At 49.3% G+C, this 24774-nt stretch carries 24 protein-coding genes; 17 read left to right on the top strand and 7 right to left on the bottom strand.

From position 1 onward, the window contains the following. The first annotated feature begins 4 nt into the window (after positions 1–4). Positions 5–889 carry a dTDP-4-dehydrorhamnose reductase gene (gene rfbD / locus CDA54_RS05830; protein ID WP_099034100.1) on the top strand — a complete coding sequence of 295 codons (885 nt, stop codon included), beginning with the start codon at positions 5–7 and terminating at the stop codon, positions 887–889. 29 nt (positions 890–918) lie between these two features. Next, a complete protein-coding gene (rfbB, locus tag CDA54_RS05825; RefSeq protein ID WP_099034058.1) occupies positions 919–1995 on the top strand; it encodes a dTDP-glucose 4,6-dehydratase in 1077 nt (358 codons plus the stop codon). Positions 1996–2280: 285 nt separating this feature from the next. Here the strand turns inward: rfbB and CDA54_RS05820 are convergent, their stop codons facing one another. Further along, complete coding sequence (locus tag CDA54_RS05820; RefSeq protein WP_099034057.1) at positions 2281–2730, bottom strand: hypothetical protein; 450 nt, start codon at positions 2728–2730, stop codon at positions 2281–2283. Positions 2731–2776: 46 nt separating this feature from the next. On the opposite strand from CDA54_RS05820, the gene CDA54_RS19930 reads away from it, so the two are divergent. Continuing rightward, the gene (locus CDA54_RS19930; protein WP_268235300.1) at positions 2777–2905 is read left to right on the top strand and encodes a hypothetical protein; all 129 of its coding nucleotides are present in this window, start codon (positions 2777–2779) and stop codon (positions 2903–2905) included. A 110-nt stretch (positions 2906–3015) separates the two neighbouring features. Here the strand turns inward: CDA54_RS19930 and CDA54_RS05815 are convergent, their stop codons facing one another. Genes CDA54_RS05815 through CDA54_RS05800 form a run of 4 tightly spaced genes read right to left on the bottom strand, consistent with a single transcriptional unit; the run spans position 3016 to position 7115 of the window. Continuing rightward, positions 3016–5163, bottom strand: a complete 2148-nt coding sequence (locus tag CDA54_RS05815; RefSeq protein ID WP_099034099.1) for a secretin N-terminal domain-containing protein — start codon at positions 5161–5163, stop codon at positions 3016–3018. Positions 5164–5180: 17 nt separating this feature from the next. After that, on the bottom strand, positions 5181–5654 hold the full coding sequence (locus CDA54_RS05810; protein WP_099034056.1) for a hypothetical protein: 474 nt from the start codon (positions 5652–5654) through the stop codon (positions 5181–5183). Next, positions 5647–6261 (bottom strand): hypothetical protein, encoded by a 615-nt coding sequence (locus CDA54_RS05805; protein ID WP_143452265.1) that lies wholly within the window; start codon positions 6259–6261, stop codon positions 5647–5649. Before CDA54_RS05805 ends, CDA54_RS05810 begins: the two co-directional genes overlap by 8 nt. After that, positions 6234–7115 carry a hypothetical protein gene (locus tag CDA54_RS05800; RefSeq protein WP_099034054.1) on the bottom strand — a complete coding sequence of 294 codons (882 nt, stop codon included), beginning with the start codon at positions 7113–7115 and terminating at the stop codon, positions 6234–6236. The genes CDA54_RS05805 and CDA54_RS05800 overlap by 28 nt, the downstream gene beginning before the upstream one ends. A gap of 189 nt (positions 7116–7304) precedes the next feature. On the opposite strand from CDA54_RS05800, the gene CDA54_RS05795 reads away from it, so the two are divergent. From CDA54_RS05795 to CDA54_RS05740, 13 genes are all read left to right on the top strand, one after another. Further along, positions 7305–8993 (top strand): GspE/PulE family protein, encoded by a 1689-nt coding sequence (locus tag CDA54_RS05795; protein WP_229748072.1) that lies wholly within the window; start codon positions 7305–7307, stop codon positions 8991–8993. Beyond that, entirely contained in the window at positions 8990–10180 is a 1191-nt protein-coding gene (locus CDA54_RS05790) for a type II secretion system F family protein (protein ID WP_099034053.1), read from the top strand. Before CDA54_RS05795 ends, CDA54_RS05790 begins: the two co-directional genes overlap by 4 nt. Before the next feature lie 23 nt (positions 10181–10203). After that, complete coding sequence (gene gspG / locus CDA54_RS05785; protein ID WP_099034052.1) at positions 10204–10623, top strand: type II secretion system major pseudopilin GspG; 420 nt, start codon at positions 10204–10206, stop codon at positions 10621–10623. Next, the gene (locus CDA54_RS05780) at positions 10604–11083 is read left to right on the top strand and encodes a prepilin-type N-terminal cleavage/methylation domain-containing protein (protein ID WP_099034051.1); all 480 of its coding nucleotides are present in this window, start codon (positions 10604–10606) and stop codon (positions 11081–11083) included. Before gspG ends, CDA54_RS05780 begins: the two co-directional genes overlap by 20 nt. 17 nt (positions 11084–11100) lie before the next feature. Further along, the gene (locus CDA54_RS05775; protein ID WP_180237121.1) at positions 11101–11523 is read left to right on the top strand and encodes a PulJ/GspJ family protein; all 423 of its coding nucleotides are present in this window, start codon (positions 11101–11103) and stop codon (positions 11521–11523) included. Next, a complete protein-coding gene (locus CDA54_RS05770; protein WP_099034049.1) occupies positions 11523–12137 on the top strand; it encodes a PulJ/GspJ family protein in 615 nt (204 codons plus the stop codon). Before CDA54_RS05775 ends, CDA54_RS05770 begins: the two co-directional genes overlap by 1 nt. A gap of 54 nt (positions 12138–12191) precedes the next feature. Next, positions 12192–13160 carry a type II secretion system protein GspK gene (locus tag CDA54_RS05765; RefSeq protein WP_099034048.1) on the top strand — a complete coding sequence of 323 codons (969 nt, stop codon included), beginning with the start codon at positions 12192–12194 and terminating at the stop codon, positions 13158–13160. 148 nt (positions 13161–13308) lie between these two features. After that, positions 13309–13881 carry an ATPase gene (locus tag CDA54_RS05760; RefSeq protein WP_099034047.1) on the top strand — a complete coding sequence of 191 codons (573 nt, stop codon included), beginning with the start codon at positions 13309–13311 and terminating at the stop codon, positions 13879–13881. Continuing rightward, on the top strand, positions 13878–14051 hold the full coding sequence (locus CDA54_RS19555) for a hypothetical protein (RefSeq protein ID WP_180237120.1): 174 nt from the start codon (positions 13878–13880) through the stop codon (positions 14049–14051). The genes CDA54_RS05760 and CDA54_RS19555 overlap by 4 nt, the downstream gene beginning before the upstream one ends. A 641-nt stretch (positions 14052–14692) precedes the next feature. Further along, on the top strand, positions 14693–16045 hold the full coding sequence (locus tag CDA54_RS05755; protein ID WP_099034046.1) for a hypothetical protein: 1353 nt from the start codon (positions 14693–14695) through the stop codon (positions 16043–16045). A 473-nt stretch (positions 16046–16518) separates the two neighbouring features. Beyond that, positions 16519–18231, top strand: a complete 1713-nt coding sequence (locus tag CDA54_RS05750) for a tetratricopeptide repeat-containing sulfotransferase family protein (protein ID WP_099034045.1) — start codon at positions 16519–16521, stop codon at positions 18229–18231. 14 nt (positions 18232–18245) lie between these two features. Continuing rightward, positions 18246–19070 carry a hypothetical protein gene (locus CDA54_RS05745; RefSeq protein ID WP_099034044.1) on the top strand — a complete coding sequence of 275 codons (825 nt, stop codon included), beginning with the start codon at positions 18246–18248 and terminating at the stop codon, positions 19068–19070. A gap of 65 nt (positions 19071–19135) precedes the next feature. Next, on the top strand, positions 19136–21844 hold the full coding sequence (locus CDA54_RS05740; protein ID WP_099034043.1) for a tetratricopeptide repeat protein: 2709 nt from the start codon (positions 19136–19138) through the stop codon (positions 21842–21844). Here the strand turns inward: CDA54_RS05740 and CDA54_RS05735 are convergent. Further along, positions 21798–22586, bottom strand: coding sequence for a sulfotransferase family protein (locus tag CDA54_RS05735; protein ID WP_099034042.1), 789 nt, complete (start codon positions 22584–22586; stop codon positions 21798–21800). The two genes, CDA54_RS05740 and CDA54_RS05735, sit on opposite strands and share 47 nt — an antisense overlap. A 111-nt stretch (positions 22587–22697) precedes the next feature. Between CDA54_RS05735 and CDA54_RS05730 the strand changes: the two genes are divergently transcribed. Further along, a complete protein-coding gene (locus tag CDA54_RS05730) occupies positions 22698–23624 on the top strand; it encodes a glycosyltransferase (RefSeq protein ID WP_099034041.1) in 927 nt (308 codons plus the stop codon). Between the two features lie 195 nt (positions 23625–23819). On the opposite strand, the gene CDA54_RS05725 is transcribed toward CDA54_RS05730, so the two are convergent. After that, positions 23820–24263, bottom strand: coding sequence for an REP-associated tyrosine transposase (locus CDA54_RS05725; protein WP_099034040.1), 444 nt, complete (start codon positions 24261–24263; stop codon positions 23820–23822). Positions 24264–24774: the final 511 nt, after the last annotated feature.

The raw sequence follows: 24774 nt of genomic DNA, 5'->3' as shown, positions 1-24774 counted from the left end.
GAGTATGAACGATAGAATTGTGGTAATCGGCCGCAATGGTCAACTGGCGAAAGAGATTGCGAATCTTGCTGAACCCTCTGTTGTGGCGTTTTTGGGTCGGGAACAAATTGATCTGACGGACTATGCTGCATTGGCTGATGTGTTGAGGCGCTTTGCACCGACTGCCATCATCAATGCCGCAGCTTATACGGCTGTGGACCTGGCGGAGAAAGAGCCTGAACAGGCCTATCAGCTCAATCAACAAAGCGTGGAAAATCTGGCGCGCTATGCTCTGGCTGAGAACTGCCACCTGGTGCACGTGTCAACTGACTACGTATTTGCCGGTAATAAAGGCTCTCCCTACAAGGTTGATGATCCACACGACCCTCAGGGGGTGTATGGTGCCAGTAAGGCGGCAGGAGAGAGTGCGGTGCTCGATCACTGTGCTCAGAGCAGCTGCATAATACGCACCAGTTGGGTGTACTCCCGTCACGGAAATAACTTTGTTAAAACCATGCTCAGGCTGATGCAAGAAAAGCCTGAGCTGAACGTTATTGATGATCAGATTGGAACCCCCACTTCAGCATCTGGACTGACGGCTTGTTGTCTGATGGCTGCAAAAGAAACGGTCACAGGGATTCATCATTACACCGATGCCGGAGTCGCCAGCTGGTATGATTTTGCCATAGCGATTCAGGATCTGGGCTTACAAATGGGCCTGTTGAAGGAGTCTATTCCCATTAACCCCATACCGACCACTGCTTATCCAACGCCGGCAAAACGGCCCCATTATAGCGTGCTGGATAAAAGCACCCTGTCAGCAGCGTTTGAAGGGTTAAAATCAGAACACTGGCGACATGCTTTAGTACCAGTATTGGCACAATTGAAGGCCGATCAGAAAAGCAAGTAGTCCGTTACATATAGAGAAGAAATTAGCTGATGAACAAGAATCTGTTAGTCACCGGCGGTGCCGGTTTTATCGGAGCCAACTTTGTGCATTACTGGCTGGCAAAGCACCCGGACGATAAAGTGGTGGTATTGGATGCGCTGACCTATGCCGGTAATCAGGCCAGCCTGAATACGGTTGCACAGCATCCGGCATTCACCTTTATCAAAGGGGACATCTGCGACACCAACCTGGTGGAGGAACTGATTGAACAGCACCAGATTGATACTCTGGTGCATTTTGCGGCCGAATCTCATGTGGATCGTTCCATTACCGGCCCGGATGCGTTTATAGAAACGAATATTATCGGTACCTACAGTCTGCTTAAGGCCGCCAAGAAGAAGTGGATTGATGAACCCAAAGCCAATGGCCAATCACCGAAATCACACCGCTTTCATCATGTCAGCACTGACGAAGTTTACGGTACGCTGTCAGCCGAAGATCCGGCTTTCACAGAAGAAACGGCTTATGCTCCTAATTCGCCTTATTCAGCCAGTAAGGCTGCCAGTGACCATCTTGTCAGGGCTTACCACCATACCTATGGACTACAGGTTACCACCAGTAACTGCTCGAACAATTACGGCCCATATCACTTCCCTGAGAAGCTTATTCCGCTGATCATTACCAATATCCTACAGAACAACCCGTTGCCTGTTTATGGTGATGGGCAGCAAATTCGTGACTGGTTATATGTAGAAGATCATGCTCGTGGTATTGAACTGGTGCTGCAAAAAGGCCAGGTAGGGGAAAACTATAATATTGGTGGCCACAATGAATGGGCCAATATTGATATTGTTAAGCTGGTTTGCAGCCTGGTGGACAAAGCCTTTGCCGAAGATAGCTCTCTGGCGGAGCGTTTTTCCTCAGCCCAATCCGCCATGCAACAAAACAGCGCCTCGCTGATTACCTTTGTCGATGACAGACCAGGCCATGATCGCCGTTATGCCATCGACGCCACCAAGACTAACGCGGAGCTTGGCTACCAACCGGCCGAATCCTTTGAATCAGGAATAAAAAAGACCCTGCATTGGTACCTTAACAATGAGAACTGGTGGCGGCCACTATTGTAGATCGGAATTTATTCCGACAAAAATCCTTCCGATGATCTCAATTCAACAAAGGTGGGCATCCAAACATCTGTCGGGCTAAAGTCCGACCTACGCTTTTGTCAGGTGCAGTAGGCCGGACTTTATGTTCATATTTGTAGGTTGGATTTCAATCCGACGGACTATCAGGCGATCTGAGCATTGTCGGAATAAATTCCGACCTACCGGTATGCGTTGGCCGTAGGTCGGACTTTAGTCCGACATTCATCAGACGTTCTCAGCACATCGGACTAAAGTCCACCGACAGCTCTATTGGCTTTTAACAATAAATTTCTGAGTGACCTTACGCTGGTCGGTGGTTTCCAGATTCTCAGCCAGATATTGATGGTCCACTACCATATCCATAGTCTGTTTTCCGGCAGAAACACTGACTTCCAGCGGAAAGGTAACAGACAATCGTGACAATACGGCCTCACCGCTGTTTTCATCGTTAAGGGTGGCGGCTTTAATCTCAGGCTCAGCTGTACAGCTTATCGACTGAAGCTCTGAACTTTTATGCTGACGTTTTAATTCTGTCTCTACATCTATAGCAACAAAGCTGGCGGCATCCTCACCACGGCCTAATAACGGAATAACATTCTGTATTGCATCGGCACAATCGAAACCCGTTACTTCTGGAATCGCAGAAGAATTATCCGCACTGGCTAAAACGCTCAGCCCCAGGCCAACAACCAGTGCAAACATAGGAGATTTTTTCATTGTTCAGAGTTCCTCACGCTAAAAAAGTAGGTCGGACTTTATGTCCATGGATGGACGGTATGCGGACGTTGCAGGGACGCATATCGTCCGCCAGCCCGACAATCATCAGACGTTCTCAGCATTGTCGGATTTCAACCCGACGGACTATCAGATGACCTCAGCATTGTCGGAATAAATTCTGACCTACCGGCATGCGTTGTCTGTAGGTCGGATTTCAATCCGACGGACTATCAGATGACCTCGGCATTGTCGGAATAAATTCCGACCTACTATAAGGGCGCTCAATCAATTTTCAAGACTGCTGGCCGGTGGAATCATATCGGCTGAAAGCGCCTCCATTCTGGCTCGTTGCAGCTCGTCGGTAAGCTTCTCTGCCTCATCAGGAGAATTCAGCACATAGGGAATAATCATAATCATTAACTCGGTGCGATTTTGCTCATCATTATCGGTACTGAATAATTTACCTAACAGAGGCATTTTGCCTAGTAATGGCACGCCCTGTTGATTTTTACTGGTTGTTGAGGAGATCAGCCCGCCAATCAGTACAGAGCCACCATCTCTTAAGGTAACAGTGGTACTCAGTTTGCGGTTTAATATGGTGGGTGAGTCAATGCCGCTCGATGAGTTTGAAGCCGCCTCACTCAGCTCCTGATTAATCTCAATATCCACAAAACCTGAGGCATGTACTGTTGGCTTGATATCCAGAATGACACCGGTTTTACGATAACTGATATTCTGCACAATAGGGGCGTCGGAATCAGTAGAAGATTGTCTGTTAGAGGTAATAATAGGTACTTCATTACCTACATCTATAGAGGCCTCGCCACCACTTTTGACCATTATTCTTGGTCGCGAGCGGATATTGGCCTTTTCATTTTTATAGAAGGCATTCAATACTGCGCGAGTCTGGCCAGCACTGTCCAGGTTCAGGCTAAAACCATTGCCGCCGAGGCCCAGCCCTCCCAGAGTACCGAACCCTAGGTCAAAGCGACCCAAAGTAGAATTAGCCAGCCACTCTACGCCGGTATTCTCGCTATCATTTAACTGCACCTCGGCTAAAATAATCTCTACCATTACCGAGGGGGCTGGCTTATCCAGCGTTTTAATTACCGGTAATACCTGTAGCCAGTCTTTGCCACTGCCGCTGTATAAAATGGTATTTAATTGTTCATCAACAGCATAGCGGCCTTTGGCATTTTCGTTATTTGTTGGTGTCCTTTGCGATGACATGCGCTGGGAGCCTGAATTGCCCTCATCACGTTCTGATTCTGAAGAAGTGCCGCCGGAATAGTTTGCCACACCCAGACTATTCAGCACCTGCACAATATGATTAGCCTGAGTACTTTGTACCTGGTAGCTGAACAGCCCATTTTCCACAGTGCTGTGCCGCTCGCGTTCAAGGCTTTCTGCCCACTTGATAATATGCTCAAGCACCACATTGGATTTGGCAAAGACTACCAGTTGTCCAACAGAATCCAGCGGCAACAAGCGAATGGCGCCATTACCGTCACCCTGCCGTACTGAATAACCCTGAGTTTTCAGCACTTGTTCAAGATTATCTGCCAGGCCGCTGGGAGTGCTGAGATTCGGGCGAATTATACGGCTGTACATGCCATCCATGGACGGCTTGTCCAGCAAACGGGTAGCGGCTATTGCTTGTTCGACTAACCTTTGGGGGCCAACAATAATCATCGCATTGCGGGTTGGGTCTTCTTTTATATCGAGCTCTTTTCCGGGAAACATCTGAGTCAGCCAGGCACGCACCAAAGATGGAGAGACTGCCATAAGCGGATAAATCTGGAATATGGGTCTGCTGCTTGATGGGACTTCAGGCAATGTGCGGCCACTAATCAACATTGGGGTATCACCAATAACGGCATCTTCTGAAAAACTGAACTTCAGTACCTCTTCTTGCAGTGAAGTGGTAACACCATAAGACTTCAGTGTTTCCGTGGCCAGTGCATAAAAGTCTTTCTGACTGACGGGGCGGGTAATGCGCATGGTAATAAGATCAGGAGTCTCTTTGACACTGGGTTCAACAATATAATTTAGCCCTAACTGGTTGCCGAAAGCTTCATTAATAAAAGCGCCTACCGGCATATTATTAAAAGACAGGCGACTGACAGTCTTATCTTCAAGCACCGGCATAACCGCATCAGTGGCCTGTTCCTGCGCCTGTTCAACACTGAGTGTTGGTGTATTCAGTATTTCCATACCAGAAGGAGATTCATCTTTTTGTTCTTTAACGATGACAGACTCATCCTCCTGCAATGCTTTTGGCTTGCGCAGTGGGGTTGAAAAAACTTCATTGTCTTGTTTTGCCAGCCTGTATGCCGGTCCTTTGAGGTTGGCACAGCCGGTTACGGCTGCCACCAGCGCTACGATAACAAGCTTTCTGCTAAGGGATGATGTATTCAGATATTGGCTCGGCATAGATAAATTAACTTCCACTATTCTTGTACTTTGTCTGACCCGTTTCCCTGCGGAAACAGTGTCTGAGTATATTGTTCTTCTGTCTGGCTGTTCCGCCAGACAATAAAGTCAGTATTGATCGTTTCAATTTTCCACGGCTCCAGCCAACTGTCACCCTCTGCCAATTGCATGGGTTGCCCGGCATTCTGCTCAGTGACGATAATCAACGCTGACCTGGGTCTATCGGCAATAATGGCCACCAATAAACTGTCACTGATTTCAGGCTGAGACTCTACGCTTACTTCAGTAGACTCCGATGTTTCGGATGGCGCAAATTGTGGTAATTGTGACAACACCTTCTGCCAATCGTTGTTCAGACGCTCTATTTCTTCCAGCGAAGTCATCTCAACAGTTCGTTCTGATGCGGGCAAACTATACAGGTTTAGCAGGGCTCCGCCCAATGCACTTAGCATCAATATTATACCGGTGCATAGTGCCAGACGTTTATTCATTGTTCACCCGCTTGTAGAGTAAGTCTACTACCACATTAATCGTGTCTGATGTTTTCGGCGCATATTGCATCGAGGTAATACGACTACCCGAACTGCTGCTGTCAAAATGTTGTAAAAACTCTACCAGTTTTGAACCTTTAAGTTGCCCGGCGAGATTCAGCCTTACTGACCAATATGTTTGTGTGCCGGCTGTGTGTTCCTCAGCACCTACCAGATTAAGGCGTTTACGACTAATTAAATGGCCAACACTTTGCTCAATAGCAGCCAGAGCTTTGGCTTCGGCAACACTTTTAGAGTCGGCTTCAGGAATGTTCTGTTTCGCCTTGTCGAGCATTGACATCAGGGTGTCTGTCTGCGACTCATCGACTGGGCTGTCTGCGGCGGCCTGTAATCTGGCAACCAATGCCAGTTGGGTTTTAAGCTCTGCTTGCTGTTCAGAGCGATTGTCCGCCAGCGTTTTAAGTAGAGAGACAACCAGAATCGCAGCAATGCCCACCACCATCCATTGCAGCCGTTTATTGCTGCGATATTCCTGCATCATCTGGCTGTTAGCCAGAGATTTCACGCTATTTTCAAAAATCACGGAAACGTCGCCTCTACAATCCATGCATTACCACCTGTCTGAGGGCGAATATTAACGTCATTGAGCAGACCAGTGCGTTCAAGGGCACTTACCAGGGCAGCAATATCTACCTGCGCCGAACTGAATTCCACTTCAATTGTGCGGTTTTGCCAGCGTATCTGTTTTGCTGTCCACTCACCCTGTTCATTGATGGCTGCAGCGATAGTGGCAACGCTTTCTGGTAATACGCCATACTCTCGCCGCCAGTTTTGCAACCAGCTCAAGTGTTGTTGCCCGGCTCTTACCGCGGCTTGCTGATTCAATTTACTGCCCAGACTATCTGTCAGTTGCTCTGCCTGTTGCTCAGCCCTTGCCTGTTGGGCACTGAGGGTAACATACCCGGCGGCAGACCACAGCAGCCCACAAAACAGTAAAAATCCGCAGAATATCAGCCAGCTGTTGGCGCTACGCAACCACATATCCAGCTTGCGCTGCATTGCCCAGGGTTTAGCGCTGCTGATATTCAGAGACCTGAAATGATTTGCTTCGCCGCTACTTGCAGACAAAAGCACGCAACTTTGCATCAAACCATGTTGCCATTGCTGTCGATAGCGGAAGTTTTTGCCTTGCACGAAGTGCTCACCGTCAGGCATAGCATGTTGTAGTGCACACTCAGGAACGCCGTCAAGCACAGACTGACTGAACCACAGATGCAGGCCAAACCGGCTCTGGTAGGAATATCTGTCACCCTGTTCAAAAGGTGACAGTGCCTGTTGTTGTAGTTCAACCCACTGTTTTATTTCCCTGGCTTTGAGCTGCGCAGGGAAGGGCTTAAAAACATAAACGGTGCGGCTGTGATCATCCACAGTTTCCTGTGCAGGAAAAAAAAACTGGTTCAAACGGGATAACCAGTGATCCAGGCGAGCCGGAAGATGAGGTAGAGATACTGACGTCAAGGTGAAATCACTTCATTTTTAAACTTTCTATGGTGTAATATACCCGAATAACGTCAATAGTTTAACGGCTTCTTCAGGTACTGAGAAGTGATCTGGTGATGATGCCTTGAATTACGGAGATATGTACTCATTTTGACCGCGCAATTGCATATTGAACCTTCCTTTCTGGATCGTCAGCTTCCGCACCATCTGCTTGACTCAAACGTACTGAGTGAGACTGATGTGGAAGTGGCGCAGCGCACTGCCAGTGAGGCTGGTTGTACCCTGAGTGCTGCGATTACACGTTTGGGCTTATGTGGCGAAGATTCACTGTGCACTGCAATCAGCAAGGCCCTTGACTGGCCCCTAATTGCCAATGTAGCCCAGTGCCCGCCCGCCAGTCAGGTTCTGGCTGGCTGCAAAACGCTGGGGCTGAATGTGGACTGGTGCCTGGACAATAATACCTTTGTGGTGTTGAAAGATGACAACAGCCTACAGTTGTATTGTACCGACCCAACCAACGCTTTCGCGCTGAGTGTGGTAGAAAGTGTTGCCGGCGCGCGGCACACAGCTGGTTATTTGCTGACGCCTGCTATGGCTGCCTCAGTGATTGATGATTTGTCCCGTGAACGTGCGGTTTCCGAGCTTTTTGGCAGAACGAACACAGACATTGCTGCATTGGCAGAAGAAGCACCGGTGGTTAATCTGGTTAACAGCATCATTGAGCGTGCCATTCAGGCCGAATCGTCGGATATTCATATTGAAGCCGGCGCACAGAATATGGTGGTGCGTTTTCGGGTTGACGGGCGAATGAGCGAGTTTATGCAACAACCTATGGCGCGTTTTCCGGCAATCGCCTCACGACTTAAATTGTTGTCACAGCTGGATATTGCCGAGCGGCGTTTGCCCCAGGACGGGCGTTTTTCTACCCGCGCCGGTAACCGCGAGTACGATGTCAGGGTATCGACTGCACCGGATGTGCACGGTGAATCCATCGTCATGCGTTTGTTGCCCAAAAAACGCGATGAGCTTTCTCTTGCCGGCTTAGGCTTTGAACCCGATCATCTGAAGCTTATCCGGGAATGGGGCCACCTCAGTAATGGCATTGTGCTGGTTACCGGGCCGACTGGTTCGGGTAAGTCTACGAGCCTTTACGGATTATTGGCAGATATTAAAACCGGACAGGAAAAAATCGTTACGGTTGAAGACCCCGTGGAGTTTCAGGTTGAGGGAATTACTCAGGTGCAGGCGCGCCCTGATATCGGTTATACCTTTGCCAAAGCACTGCGTACTTTCTTACGTCAGGATCCTGATGTGATTATGGTGGGGGAAATACGGGATAAGGAAACTGCAGATATTGCAGTGCAGTCGTCGCTGACCGGCCACTTGGTACTTTCTTCATTGCATACCAATGACGCCTGTTCTGTGTTCCCACGATTAAGTGATATTGGTGTTGAACCCTATCTGGTAGCCGCCACTATACAAGGGGTGCAGGCTCAGCGTCTGGTCAGAAAGCTTTGCCCCCATTGCAGTGAGCCCGCCGAAGCCCCTACTTTTATTGAAGTAAAGCCCCTTAAGGCTGACTGGCGCAAGCCGGTAGGTTGTCATGAATGCCATGGTAAAGGGTACCGTGGGCGGGTAGGGGTCTATGAACTGGTGTCGGTAACACCGGCCATGCGCGAGCTGATCACACAGCGGGCCCCGGTTAGTGAAATCCGTGAGCTGGCGCGCAAGAATGGTAACCGATCGTTACTTGAAGATGGTTTGTGTAAAGCCGCGAGAGGCGTTACCAGTGTGGATGAAGTACTGCGGGTCTGCAGTATGGAAGACAGTGATTCATGAAATTCAGCTATCAGGGGGTCGAGCAGGCCTCACAACAGCGGGTTGAAGGTGAAGTAGACGCTGTCAGCCGTCAGGAGGCGATTCGCCAGTTGGCGGAAAAACGCATTGAAGTGTTTGCTGTGAACCCGGCTACCAGAATGAATAAAAAGGGGCGCCGGGTCCGGGTTGCGGATTTGGTCATTCCGCTGCAGGAACTGGCTACGCTGACCGACTCAGGGGTGGCATTGATTGATGCGGTGCGGGCTCTGGCCCAGAATGATGAGCACCCACAGCTGGCCCGGGGGTTTATGGCTATTGCCAGCCGTATTGAAGGAGGAGAGAGTTTCTCAGCAGCAATAAAGGAGAGCAAGCTGCCTTTCCCTCCTTACGTGTCTCATCTGGTCAGTGCCGGTGAACTGGGTGGGCAGCTTTCAAGGGCGCTGATTAAGGCATCGGAGCAACTCAATTATGATCAGGCAGTGGTGGGCGATCTTAAAAGTGCGCTGACCTACCCGCTGGTATTGATTGGTGCCGGTATTGCCGCCATGCTGATTATCTTTTTTGCGGTGGTGCCTAAATTCAGCCACTTGCTCGACAGCGACAAAGAATTACCTACACTGGCCTGGGCAGTGCTCAGTGCCGGTAAGTACGCCAATGATGCCCCCCTGACTATTGCCGTTGTGATCATTGCAATACTGCTGGCCCTGGTGACCCTGTTTATGAACCCGGCAGTACGGCGCAGGATGATGGACCTGGCGATAGAGTTACCGGTCATCGGACCCTGGCTGGCTGAACAGGATGCGGCACGGTGGGCTTCTTTGTGCTCGGCCATGCTGCTGGCGAGGGTAAATCTGGTAACTGCATTGAAGCTGGCGGCCCAGTCTTGTACCTATACCCGTCGTCGCAGACGAGCCGAAGCCATGATTGAAGATGTGGAAGACGGAGTGAGTTTTACCGAAGCCCTCGAGCGCTCGCGACTGGTGCCTTCGACCTCACTTAACCTGGTGGCTGTGGGTGACAAGACCGGGCAACTGGCAAAGATGCTCAGTGCTGTGGCGAGCCTGCATGACAGTTCATGTAAAAGGCGGATGAAGCAGGTGATGACGCTGATGGAACCCATTGCTATTCTGATTGTCGGGGTCTTCATTGGCGTGATGATACTCGGCATTGTATTGGCCATCACAGCATCAACCGATATCGCGATTTAAACCAAAACCTTAATGGAGCAACAATGAAAATGACACAGCGTGGTTTTACCATGATCGAACTATTGGTAGTGCTGGTAATACTGGGGCTACTGGCGGGTTTGGTTGGGCCACAGTTTTTCGGCAAAGTAGACAGCTCAAAAGTGCGTACTGCCGAAACGCAGGTAAAAATGCTGAAAATGGCACTACAAACATATCGTCTGGATGTTGGCCGCTACCCTGAGCGGTTGCAGGATTTGAGAAAACCCCCGGCCAGTGCAGAGCAATACTGGGACGGCCCCTATCTGGACGAAGCAGTGCCGCTGGACCCCTGGAATACAGAGTATCAATACAGATTGGACGTTAATGCCGATCAGGGCTTTTATCTATACAGTCTGGGTGCCGATGGCACCGAGGGTGGCGAGGATATTAATGCTGAAATAGGTTATGTACCGGCTAAAAGTTAAGCAAAATCCGCCGCAGACCAGGCCAACAGGCTTACCGGCCTGCCATCGGGCACATGGTTTTACCATGATAGAGCTGCTGGTTACGCTGGTTTTGCTTGGCCTGATCGCAGCCGTTGCTGCACCGGGGCTGGAATCCTGGCTTGCTGCCCGTGAAGCCGCCAGCCAGCGCAGTGCGCTGGCCGGTGAGCTGGCGCTGCTCCCCCTGAAGACGAGCCGCAGTGGTAACAGCATTCTCATCGAAAATAGCCGCCAACTTGAAACGCCGGATCTGGATGTTGATATTATTCGCCCCATACAGGTGCTGGGAAACGGTTATTGCCGTGGTGGTGAAATCGTTTTGCGTCAGGGGCCGCGCCGTTATCGCTTTGATGTCATGGCGCCCTATTGCGCGTTGGAGTCACGCCAGGATTTACAGTCAATGGCCACATCATCTTATTCTGAAACGTTAGCTTCCTTATGATTCGGGCAAAACACCCAATGCATAAATACTACAGTGGCTTTTCTCTGGTAGAGGCCATGGTAGCGCTGGTGATCCTTGCATTAACCTTTACGGCTGTCTGGGGGTGGTTTGGTACCGCAGTAACCTCCACCCAGAGAATTCAGCAAGCCGTATCACTGCCGGAAGTTTTCTCTCAGTTCGCAGTGCAACTGGAGCTTGAACCATTGCAACAACAGCGGGCAGGGGTGTTTCAGATAGACACTTATGAGATTGAATGGCAGGCCAGTGTGAATCGCCAGAGTACTAATGAATTGCTACGTCGTCAGCCGGAATGGATAGTGACCTTGTTTGATGTGCAGGCGCAGGTGATTTCTGCGGGGCGACCTGTTACCTCTTTTGAAACGAAGATAGTAAAGCAGTGGCGTGATCCGGACTATGCAGAGCCGCCGGAGTTTATGTAGTGAATTATCTGGCTGTGCGTGCCTTTACCCTGATTGAGATGCTGGTGGTGCTGGTGATCCTGGCACTGACCACAACACTGCTTAGCCAGGGCCTGGAAACCACTTGGCGGAACTTTGAAAAACTGGGGGCAAGGGACCTGGCTAACAGTTCGGCTCAGCTACCTTTGGGCTGGTTCGAAAACAGCATACGAGGAGCATTGCTCTACCATCCTGAACAGGCCTTTGCTCAGGGTGATGAAGACAGCTTTCAGTTTATATCCTTTAACCTGCCTGATGACCCACGCAATATTCCACAGCCCATGATCTGGCAGATTGAGCCCAGCGAACAGGGATGGCAGTTGAGATATCAGCGTGTGCAGCCTCAGCCCGGCGAATCTGACAATACTGAAATCCGTTCGGTGCAAATGATGGACTTCGCCCAGAAGCCCCGCTTCAGTTTTTTGCATCAGGGGAACTGGCAACCCCAATTCCCAGCCATTGAGGGTATGCTGCCAGAAGCGGTGCGGTTGATTGTTGGCGATCAGGTAATAGCCACAGCCACACCCGGGCGTCCTGCGCTGGCGGATATTCCCGCCGAGCTTCCCGCCTTTGGTGTTTATGAGTTCGGAGGGTAACGTGCGCTGCAGCCCAGTAAATTATTATTCTCTTCCTTTATATAGGTTATTCCGGTGACGCCGACCACTAATCAGAGATCACAACAAGGGGCAGCGCTGCTGGCGGTGTTAGTGGTGGCCGTGGTGCTGGTGGTAATGCTGGGTGTAGCGAGCAGCTTAATGGAGCAGCGACTTACCCTGGCGCAGGACTCCCGACAAGCCATGCAGGATCGCGCTGATGTTTACGCCAAGGCCAATGAGCTAATTTACCTTAGCGTTACGCAGCGCCTGACCTTCGCAGGAATTAGTCAGGGCCTTGATAAAAAAGGTGCCGAGCGCAACGAAGATGGTCAGTTTCTGCATCCTGTGATTGGTGATGAACTACGCTTTGATGGTTACGTGTATCAGACAGAGGAGGGCTTGCGCTTCTCGATTCAGAATGAAAACGGCTTGTTGCCGATCAACTCAAGCTTTCAGTACTGGCTTAAACGTTGGCTGCAAGGCCAGGGGTATAACGAGGCCGAACAGGCCAGGTTTGCCGATACCCTTGCCGATTACGCTGACGGCGACACCTGGCGCCGCCCCGCAGGTGCCGAGCGGCAACATTATCAGCGAAATGGCTTGCCAGAGCCGGCTGACTTTCTGCTACAGCAATGCACCGAGCTCTATAAAGTGGTAGGTTGGCAGGGTTTACTGCAACGCCACTCCGAACTGGTAAATTTGTGCAGTTTGCGCCGCACGCCATCGATTAATATTAATGCCATACCTGTTAAATTATGGCAGACCTTATGGCCTGACTCCGCAAACAAGCTGGCACAAGCACGATCACAACAACAATGGTTTATTCGGAATGAAGACGCCTGGCGTATTGAGCCTGCTTTGTTGCTGGAGTCGGAAGAAAATTACCGAACTCTCGGAGGAGATTTTTTCACCATTCGGGTCAGTAAGGGCAGTGCGCACTATAGTACCTCTGTGCAGCGTGGTAGTGGCAGTGTATATCCTTTCCGCCTGCGCCAGCGCCCATCACGAGCTTTGTTAGAATAGATGCTTTCGTAGGTCGGACTTTAGTCCGACAGAATCGCTCAATCTGACACAATGGTAGGCAAAATCATCATTGTTGGAATAAATTCCGACCTACTGCTAATCGTGCTAATATTTTTTCTGATTTGCTTTTGGTTAACAGGGGGGAAAATTGCCTCATTGTTGGATTATTGCCGGTCCAAATGGAGCGGGTAAGACTACCTTCGCATTGAAGCTTCTTCCTAAGGTGGCTAAAAGCAATCATTTTGTGAATGCGGATCTGATCGCCGCAGGGTTATCTCCTTTAGCGCCGGAGCGAGAGTTGATCACCGCAAGCCGTTTGTTTTTCAAAAAAATTGAAGAGTGCATAGTCAGCCAGGAAGATTTTGCTTTTGAGACGACCCTTGCTGGCCGCAGTTACCTTAAATTGATTGAACGTTTAAATCACGACAATTGGAAAGTGACCCTGGTATACCTGGCTCTACCCACTGTTGGAATGTCTATAAACAGGGTTGCTGAGAGGGTAGCTCATGGCGGGCACAACATTCCCAAAGCCGATATTATGAGAAGGTTTTCGAGAAGCCTTAGAAATTTATTGCTGGAATTTAGCTATTGCGTGGATAAATGCTCTTGTTTTATGAATAGTACACAGCAACCAGAGCTAATTTTTGAACAATCAGGGAAAGCCAGAAATGTTGTCAATGAAACCCTTTATGATGTGTTACTCAAAGAGGCAGGATTATGAGTCGTAAAACGCCGCAATTCTCACAAGAGAGCTCAGTTATGCTTGATACATTGCGTGAAGCCGTGCAACAAACGCTGGAAAGAAAGCGTAAACTAGGTGAGTACGCCGTATTCTGGCAAGATGGCAAGGTGGTATTTGTAGGTGAGGATGCGCCTAAGCAAGAGTCGTAGCTCGGACTTTATGTCCATGGATGGACGGTATGCCGGAAATGTCAGGAACATTTTTCCGGCGATGTCCATGGATGGACGGGAAGGTAATTGCTAGTGCATAACCGGCACTTCCGCCATCCCTGGCGGTCGTATGCCGACGTTGCAGGGATGCACCTCTTTGGGCAATCCGACGAGGACGAGATGGTGGGAACTCGCCCATTTGTCGGACTAAAGTCCGACCTACCACGTCGTCATAAGCCGACACTAAATTTATAATTTCTTCCCGATTTATGCCTTAATCAAATCGTCACAAATTAAAACGGGGTATTGGTGATAATACAGTGGTATAATCACGGGGCTTTGATGCGGTCAAAAAACCGGCAAAAAGCTTAAATTGACGGGCTTTTGTGCATTTAATGCCATTGTCCCCAGTCCTTATTTACTCTATAGTTGCACCTTCTTTATTGGCATGCTAAAACTGACCCGGTCAACTTAATCGGTAAGTTCGTGTTAATACTGATAAAACTACTATTAAAAAGTTGATTACTACAATATGGTGTTGTAGCTTAATAGGGGTCGTATGGTGCAGGTCACCAAGGACTTGGTGGCATAACGCCATGGCTTTTAAAACTAAACTATAGTTACTCTTGCAGGAGTTATACATGTTAAACAAAAAAATTCTGGCTGCTTCAATCGCAGCCGCCTTTACACTTAACGCAAACGCCGCTATCGACTTAGGCGATAGTGATACTGCGCTAGAATACGCATCACAGACTATTACCAGTGGTGGCAGCATTGTTGCTAACGCGGCTTTTGATGTGGATGCTGAAGTAGGCTTAAACCTGCCAGCTACTACCACTTTCTATGTGCGCGTAGAGCTTGATAACGCTGAACTGCTTGCTGCTGTAACCGGCGCTGGCCTGCTTACCTCCAACTCTGCCGGTGCTGATACCATCGCGCATGAAGGTGGTGGTCAGGTTGGTGATGATTACACTGTTTATTCTTTCTCAAGCGCCAACGCTGTGAATAATGATGACGTGTTGTCTTTAGCACTGGGTACTACCAGTGGTCTGAAAGTGCTTGATGCATCTCAGCCTGTAACTATTACGTACAAGCTGTATGAAGCGTCTGAAAACCTGGCCGCCCTTAACGGTGGTGAAGGTGAGGTTACCTCTAAGTCTTTAGCTGCCCTTACTTTTGCTACGGGTCAGGATCTTGGCGATACCTTCGACAGTATTGCTAACACCGCCACTGTTGCCAAGCAGTTTACTGAGTTTACAGCCGCAGGTAATGTTGGTGCAGGTAAAAAAGCGGGTCTGGGTACAGTTGATCTGACCGTTGAAACTGGTGTTCTGGCTGCTGACGATTCAGTCCAGGTCGTAGAAGCCGATGTATTTACTACTCCTACTACCACAGCAACTGTTGAAGGTGATTTGAGCTTTGGTACCTGGTGGATGTCTTCAGCAGATGACTGTTCTGTTGCCGCCTCTGCTGCTAATACTCTGGATATCGCAGAAGATATGACTTCCGCGAGTGTTCCTTCACTGAACTACACCGCTGGTCAGACTTTGTGTGTAGAAGTTGACGGTGAAGAAGTGATTCCTCGTAACAGCGCCGGTTATAGCGTAGCACTTGCCAGCAACACTGGTGTAAGCGGTACAATCGGTTCTATTACCTATGATACCACTTCTATCACTGTTCCTTATGTAACCACGTTCGCCGATTACAATCAGCGTATTTACATTCTGAACAACGGTGCAGCTCCGGCACCTTACAGCACAACCTTCCAGACTGAAGGCGATACTACTGCAACTGCAGGTAGCGCAGCTGAAGGTGTAGTGCCTGCTAAGACGATGATTGCTATTAAAGCATCTGACCTGGTTACCTTTACCGGTAAGACTCGCGGTGCAGCAGTTATCGAAATCGAAGCTACAACAAGTAATGTTGAAGCAACTACTCAGACAATTAACCTGTCTGATGCCAGTACTGATACTGTTACACTGAAAGTTCAGTAATTACAGCTATTCGTTTTTGGTACTAAGCTAAATAAAAAGCCTTCGCAACAGCGAAGGCTTTTTTTTATGCTATTGATTAAAAAAACTGAAGTGCAACCTTGTCATCAGGGCGACTATTCCTCTAAATCGTAACTCTGTGAGAATTAGAGTTTTAAGATAAACAGACAGGATTATTCCTGCGGCAATCTTAAAGTCTGCACAGGTCCTCTCTTGAATATTATGGCGTAATTTATTACCGGCCCCCTGCTCAGGTGAGTGTCAGCTTAAGATAGGATGATTTGATTGATATATCCGAGTGTTTGCCAGGCCGGGTTAATGCAATAGTATACGCGAGCGCCAATAAAGATGATATTGCGGTTGCGACCCAGCTTCTTCCTTTGAATAATAGTGCTGATATACCAGCTATGCCGAATATCGTGCCGGTGTTTCGGAGTCTGAACTCTGAAACCCCGCCTCAGTGAGTTTATGAGACTATGAACGAAAAGATTGCCAAGGCACAACAGGCCTTCCAGAAAAAAAAATTCAAGCAGGCTCTTTCAATAATTGAAAAAGTGAATAAGTCAAAATCTAAACAAAGCTTTTTGTCACTGCAGCTTCAGGCGGCGAGTTTGGTTTCACTTAAGATGAATGTAAGAGCTAAGGAGTTTTTTCTTAAAGCGCTTCCCCTTGCTCCTGATGGGGAGAAAAAAGCTAGGACATACTTTGATCTCTTTGCCTCTTCTATGCTGCTTAAACAGTATACCCAGTCAAGGCAATATCTTGAGAAGGCTATATCTCTTGTTCCTCCTGATAAAAGTGTTATGTGGCGGCTTAGTCTTGCAAACCTTTACTATCAGATCCGTGAATATGAATTGTGTGAGGAGCTGTGCGCCAGGCTCTTGGTATATAAACCCTGCACTTTAAAGTGTATGCATATCCTCATGGATATTGCCATTGCACAGACCAATACTGAAAAAGTAAATTTCTATTTACGTCAGTTTGAAGGACGTATGTATGAATTGAGCAGTCAGGAGATTTTAGGTGTTTATGCCAGAGTTGAGGCTTTTACAACACTGGATTTCAGTAGAAGCATCGACAAAGCCATAGCGCGGGGGGCAGACCCCTGCACTGTTAAGGTTATTCAGGGGAGCAAACTGTTTAAAGAAGGAAAAGATGATAAGAGTTTTGCTCTGCTTACCTCTTTTAGCCCTGAGCAGCTGAAAGATGAAAACCCTAAGAAGCGTTATTTTGAAATTTTAGGTAAAATTTATGACAGGCGTAAGGAATATAGGAAAGCATTTGAGAACTTTACTCAGATGAATGCGATTGCTGCTAAGCAATATAAACTAAAGGGTGGGAAGTCAGAAGAATTGTATGAGTACGGTAAGTTTTCCTCGTTTAAGCTTTCCTCAGAGCCCTACACGCCCCCTGTCAGGATGTTTTTTCTTGTAGGTTTTCCACGTTCTGGTACGACTTTGCTAGAAAATGTCCTCGACTCTCAGGAAAAAATCATCGCATTGCCGGAGAGGCCTATGCTTGATGATATCAAAATGAAAATGATATTTGATGGCTACAACTACCCGAAAGATTTGCATGATATCTCTGACGGCTATCTGAATGATCTTCGAAGTCGCTATTTTAGTTCGGTTATGAAAAACTGTCGTTATGAATCTTTAAATCAATTTGATGTGCTGATTGACAAGAATCCGCTTAACCAGATCAGGCTGCCTCTAATTAAAAAGTTGTTTCCGGATGCCAAAATTATACTGGCTTTGCGACATCCATTAGATTGCATTCTCAGTTGTTATATGCAGCACTTCGATGTCAACCAACATATGGCGGATTTCAGCGACTGGAAATCCAGTTTTGAACGCTACAAGGATACGTTTGATCTCTATGATGGGTTCCGCGAATATCTGGAGTGGGATGAATATCAGATAAGGTATGAAGATCTTGTCAATGACTTTGAGAGTCAGGTTGAGTCAGTGCTAAAGTTTATTGGTATTGATGCGGAGAAAGACTCATATATGAACTTTAATAGGCGGGCTCAGTCAGGGGTTATTACTACACCTTCAGGCTCTCAGGTGCGTCAGGGTATCTACAAGACAGCCACCCAAAGGTGGTTAAACTATAAAGAATATATAGCCCCCCATATCGATATCGTCCGGCCCTATATTGAAAAATATGGTTACACCTGTGACATCTGAATTAGCTAAATAAAATGACACAACTGATCACCGGCATCCCCCGCTCAGGCACCACCCTTTGCTGTAAGCTGCTAAATCAGCGCGATGAGGTGATTGCCCTGCATGAGCCGATTAACCCTGCGGCTATTGCTAAAGGCGCCGATGCAAATGTTGCGTTTGATTATATCCGTAAGCAGATAGTCGTTTTTCAGCATGCGATTGAAAATGGTCTGCCTTTTGAGCATGGAGATAAAGGCGGGCTGGAGATTGAGAATCCGGTTGGCCAGCAGACACAAGACGGCATTCGTCAGGTGGTGGCCAGACGAGGGCAGGTGGTATTGCCAAAACGTGCTCACGGCAGTTACCAGTTAGTGGTAAAGCAAAATGCGCTGTTTACGGCACTACTGGGTCCGCTTAGTGCTGAGTTTGCTGTTACTGCCGTCGTACGAAATCCGGTAGATGTGTTGCTATCCTGGCTGACGGTGGATTTGCCGGTTAACCGTGGCCGCATTCCCGCCGGTGAGCGCTTTGCCCCAAAACTGGCGGCAGAGTTGGCGGCAGAGCCTTCCCGTATTCGCCGCCAGTGGCGGATTTACCAGTGGTTTATGCAGCAGTTTCATCAGCACGGGGTTAAAGTGCTGCGTTATGAAGACATCCTTGTCAGCGATGGCGCAGCGCTGGATCAGGCGTTAGGTTTACCATCTATCTCGCGTCAGCCACTTACTCCGCAACATCGGCAGTTTGCACCCGAAGTGTTAGATGAACTAGGTAGTATTAAAGCTGAGTTGCTGGCAGCGGATTATTATGGCCTTTACAGTGCTGAAGATATTGCACAGCGATTGAAGCAGTATGGGCTGTGATACACAAGCAGATACTCAGATTGTAAAATTTAATCCAACTACCAACGAAAATTTAAAGCCAGTTTATGTCAGAATCTGAACAGTTATCCCAATCGAATACCCCCTTTTATTTATGCACCGGCTTTCATCGCAGCGGTACCTCGCTGGTGGCCCAATCACTGGCACGGGGCGGGGTAAATATGGGCGGCGAACTGATGGGCGCCAGTTTCAGTAACCCCTTAGGCCATGTGGAAGATATGCCGGCGGTGCGTATGCACGATCAGTTACTGGCACTGAATAACTCAGACTGGCGCTTTTACGATCAAAGGCCCCTGATTAAACCGGTGTGGGCGGTGAACTATATCCGCCGCTATCTGAGCGACAAACACCCGGGCGGTGCCTTAGCCGGGGTAAAAGATCCCCGTGCGCTGTTTTATCTGAATGACTGGCTGGAGGCCGGGCAGGGCAGCCTGCGATTTATTCTGCTGTATCGCCACTGGGCCACTGCAGCCCAGTCTTTGCTTAACCGGGCCAGCCGCCATCTGGTTAACGGCCGCGCCGATGTGGCCACCAATAAGGTGAATTTCAGCTTCTGGCAGCAGCCACAGCTGGCTTTTGCCATGTGGCAGGCCAGCAATCAGCGCCTGCTGAATTTTTATCAGCGTTACCCGCAGCACTGCCTGTTGATTGCCCAGGAAGGTTTTGTGGCTAACAATCACCAGGCTACTCAGGTGGCGGGTAAAATCGGCCTGCCACATATCTGCTTAAAAGCTGATACTTTTAAACCGGGGTTAATGACAGACAGCGTATCGCCATCGGTGCTGGCGATATTGGCACAGGGCCAGCAACAGTCACTGGATTCTCTTTGGCAGGCCTTGCAACAACAGGCCGATGTGCCCGCACCGCAGGCACCGGATATCGCCCCGCCAAAAGTGTTTGCCGGGGCGCAAATGCTGGGTATTGAATGTAAAGGCGGCCCAGGCCAGCCAGAAGCCGATAAGTCACCAGCCCCGCAGTACAATCTGGCCGGGCTTAGCTGGCATGAGGCCCTGGGTGTAATTGCCGGGGTACCCGAGGGCCTTGTCAGTGAAGTGCCTTTTTTACAGATATTCAGGCGGCCCTATGACCAGAGCACTGAAGATTATTTTCAGTCATTGGCAAAACTGGCCCATGGCGCCGGTTATCTGCATTTAACCCGCTTAAGTAAATTCAGGGCCATGTATGCCAGTGCCGGCCACTGGCAGACTGAGCGCTGGCAGTTATTTACTGAAGATGACTGCGGCTGGCATAACAAGCCCGATCACAACCTGCAGAAAGCGAATCCGTTTTCGTTGCATCCGCGAACGGAGTTTACCCGGCAGTTGCAGTTTGAGCACTTACTGCAAACAGAATGGTCGCTGCTGTCACAGGGTTTAAAACGGCTGAAAAGGCCGGCATTGCACCAGGCCTTAACAGAGCTGCTGTTATTTCGCTCTGTTGATGCGGCCAGTGGGCTGACGGCACTGGCACAACTCGCCGGGCAGCAGGATGAAAATGAACTGGCCGAGTGTTTCAGGATAAAGGCGCTGCGCAGAGAGTACAGTGTTGACACGCTGGTAGGCCTGGGGGATTTTTACCTTGGTATTGGCCAGCATCAGGCGGCCCATCAGGCACTGACAGAAGCGCTGGCCCTGGCGCCTGATATGCCGGTGATAAAGGCCCGTATGGCGGCCAGTTATTTGCAGCTGAGTCAGCCAGATAAAGCCGAATCATTATTGCTGGAGGCGGAAAAACTCACCCCAAATCAGCCGGTGGTAAAACGCAGCCGGGCAAGGTTTAACCAGTTTATGGCGCAGCAGAACGCTGCAGACCAACCTTCAGAACAAGCCGGCCAGAGTGAATATCAGCCGCCGCTGCAGCCCTATGAGGAAATTCTTGCCCTGAGCCGGGATAACCCAGCTCTGGGTCAGGCGCTGGATTTACATAACCGTCGTATCGCTTTTGTATTGCGTAATAATCGCCAATGGCTGAGAAAGGCTATGGTCAGTCTGACCCCAACGGCAGCAGAGAGTCTGGCTGAGAAAATTGATCAGCAGTGGTGCCGTATCTGGCCCGCAGAGGTGGTGGATTTTGTGCTTGGCCAGCCTGTTGGCTGGCGTGGTAAGAAAAATGTGTCATCGGGTGATTCTTGCGTTGGCGCGGGGTTGGCGCTGATGGTGATGATCACTGAAGCAGAAGCCGGTAAGGCATTGCTGGGGCTGATTAGCCATTTGGTGCCTGCGGCCCGGCTGGTGGTTTTTGTCAGTGAGCAATGTCAGCAGCCTGTACGGGACTACTGTGAAGCCGCGCAACTAAAACCGGCTGAGATCAAGGTCACAGATGCCGGGGCACCAGAGCAAGCTGAAATTGAAGTGCCACAAGATAGCTTATTAGCTGAGGCACACTGGCTGGGCTTACTAAATACAGGTTGGTGGCATAAGCAGACTGATAAACGCGCCCAAGAGGCCAGCGCAGAACCTGAGTGGCTGTTGCAGCAATGGTATAATCTGCTGTGCCCGCAGTTAACTGGCTATCTGGATAACAATCACAGTGCAGCAAAGCAGCTTATTGTGCCGCCATTGTATCCGCTTCACCAAGCTGAAGATGCCGCAGTGTCAGCACAGCTCCCGGCAGAACAATTGCCCACCTCTATGTGTTGGGTCAATAACCCTGAGGCTGGTGCCAGTTTATCTCCCGATAAACTGATGGCGCACGGTTATCAGTTAGCCTTCAGTCACCAGTTGTTATCTGAGCCTGCTGCTGATAGTGCTGAATAAGCTGCCGCCAGCGCGCTGGTGTTTCACCTTTCAGTTTAAAGTACAGTTTTGCGTACAGGAGGGCGAGTGGATCACTCCAGTGGTGGTAGCGTTTTTCGGTGGCAAACACGGTTTGCGGGGCAATAGGGTGGCGGTGAATATCCAGAAATTCAAAGATTTTCAGCAGAGTCTGACGATGAGCCTGTTTCAGCTCAGTTTGTTCCAGCACCAGTATTTTTGAGGCCGGCACCAACCGGTAAAGCCTTTGTAGTTGCTGTGTATAGCGCCCGCGGCTGAGGTAAGACTGGGCCCGCAGCGGTGAGCCAAATTCCCACTTTTGCTTTTTGTGAGCCCGCCAAAGGCGCCAGGGTTCGAGTAAAAACGCCAGCAGCATGCAGCGCTGCTCTTCGCCTTTACCCCGCGACATCTGGTAGTGGGAGATGGCCCGTTCAACCGGATCTCTTAATATCAGGATATAGCGGGCATCCGGGTTCCAGGCCACGCAATCCTGTAAAAACCCTTGTTTGTAGATAGTGATCGGTGTGGCATCACAGACAATAGGCTGGTTCTGATAGCCCTGCATACGCTGTTGAAACTGCCGCCTGACAAACGCCTGTTTATCTGTCTGAGCGGCGTACTGAGGGTGGTCGAAGGCGTGTGCTTCTTTGCCCCTGAGCACAAATACCGCCGGGTGCTGAGAAAGAAAATTGGCCAGTGCTGAGGTGCCGGCTTTTTGTACGCCGAGGATAAATAAATTGACCAAAGTCGGACAACACCTGTGTAAGTCTGCTTAAATGCCAGCTAACATAACCACAATTTTTGTTGCTGTCATCCTGTTCTCAGCAAGGTGACCCTGAGTATCTGATTTACGGCCATGACACACACCCGAAGCATTTCATTTCATCGCCAGTATTACGCGTACACTGGCGGTCATCAGAAAGTCCACGATTACCTTCTGCATACCACCAGGGCTAAGGGTTTTGCGCCGGATCTGTTTGTGGAAAACAAATCTGCCATTAATACGCAACTGTTTGATAACCTGCCTGGCGTAGCGTATAGCCAGCAATATCGCCCCGATAACTTTGACGTGGCTTTTTTGGCAGGCATGGACTGGCAGGCCTATGCGCCATTTTTTGACCCCAAACAGGTGAAAATCAATCTTATTCAGCATGTGCGCCATGGTGACCCTAAGCATCCTTTGCATCGGTTTTTACAGCATCGCGCAGTGCGTTTGTGCGTCTCCGAAGCGGTAAAGCAGGCCATAGAGCCATACGCCAACGGCCCCTGTATTGCCATTAAGATGGGCTACCAGATGGCTGAGGTTAAGGCGCGCAAAACACAGGATTTGTATATTCTGGCCACCAAGCAGCCGCAGCTGGGTAGAGATATTTGCCAGTGGGCACAGCAAAAGGGCTTGTCGGTGGTGCTGCATGACTCACCTGTGGAACGCCGGCAGGTACATCAGGCTATGGCCGAAAGCCGGGTAACCCTGACCCTGCCGAATAAAACCGAAGGCTTTTACCTGCCGGGTATCGAAGCCATGGCACTGTCAGACTGGGCCATCGTGCCGGATTGTATTGCCAGCCGTGAATATACCCTTAAAGGCGCCAATATCAGCAGTTGTGAGTTAAGCATGCAAAGTTGCCAGCAGGCGGTTGATCAGGCGCTGGCAGAGTCGGGCAAATGGCTGGCCTGGCTGAAGCAGCGCCGCGGTAGGCAAATTACCAGCGGTTATCAGTTGGACGCCGAAGGAGAACATTACCGGCGGGTATTAAAGGATCTCGACGCGTTATATTCGTAGATTCTGTAGGTCGGATTTCAATCCGACAAAAGCGTCAATCCGACGGGATGGTGGGTATTGTTGTATTTGTCGGACTAAAGTCCGACCTACGTGTTTGATGCGTGGTGGTAGGTCGGATTTTATGTCCATGTTGTAGGTCGGATTTCAATCCGACGGGATGGTGGTGTTGTTATATTTGTCGGACTAAAGTCCGACCTACAGCCAGACCGAATCCCAAAATGGATAGTCACCAATTTTTCTGACCAATCCCGCTCTTAATGGATTTGCCACAATATACCGGGCAATATCTATTCGGTCTTCTTCACCACGCAGGGTCCGATCATGATAGGCGGGTTGCCAGACTCTTCCATTCCGGTTTAAACATTGATTGACTTGTCTGGCTGATGCCCCTTTGCAGCATTTCAGTACTTTGCCAAGAGGTACATGACGTAGTCTTAGCAGCCCATGAAAGTGATCAGGCATCATTACCCAGCACAGCCATTCGCATCCATCGGGAGTGGCATTCAGCCAGCTACTGACAGCCTGTGAAGTCAAATGGAAGTCGGTGAAAAAGGGATATCTGTTTTGCGTCGTGGTGGTGATCAGATATTCACCCCCTTCCATAGTGTGTCGTCCTTTGCGCAATGCATTAAATGACATAGCAGAGTACCTTCCGTGGGATTTGATTAAGTAGTAGTCAAAAATTGAGGTTGGGTCGAATCATTCTGTAGATTAAATTGTAGGTCGGGAGTTCTGTAGGTCGGATTTCAATCCGACATGAGTGTCAATCCGGCGGTATGGTGGGTGTTGTTATATTTGTCGGACTAAAGTCCGACCTACGAGGATAGTGCGTTGTTGGTAGGTCGGATTTTATGTCCATGTTGTAGGTCGGATTTCAATCCGACATGAGTGTCAATCCGGCGGTATGGTGGGTGTTGTTATATTTGTCGGACTAAAGTCCGACCTACGAGGATAGTGCGTTGTTGGTAGGTCGGATTTTATGTCCATGTTGTAGGTCGGATTTCAATCCGACATGAGTGTCAATCCGGCGGTATGGTGGGTGTTGTTATATTTGTCGGACTAAAGTCCGACCTACGAGGATAGTGCGTTGTTGGTAGGTCGGATTTTATGTCCATGTTGTAGGTCGGATTTCAATCCGACATGAGTGTCA

The organism is Lacimicrobium alkaliphilum (genome assembly GCF_002591895.1).
GTDB lineage: Bacteria > Pseudomonadota > Gammaproteobacteria > Enterobacterales > Alteromonadaceae > Lacimicrobium > Lacimicrobium alkaliphilum.
The sequence above is the reverse complement of the archived record's forward strand: the minus strand, read 5'-3'. Positions and strand labels throughout refer to the sequence as shown.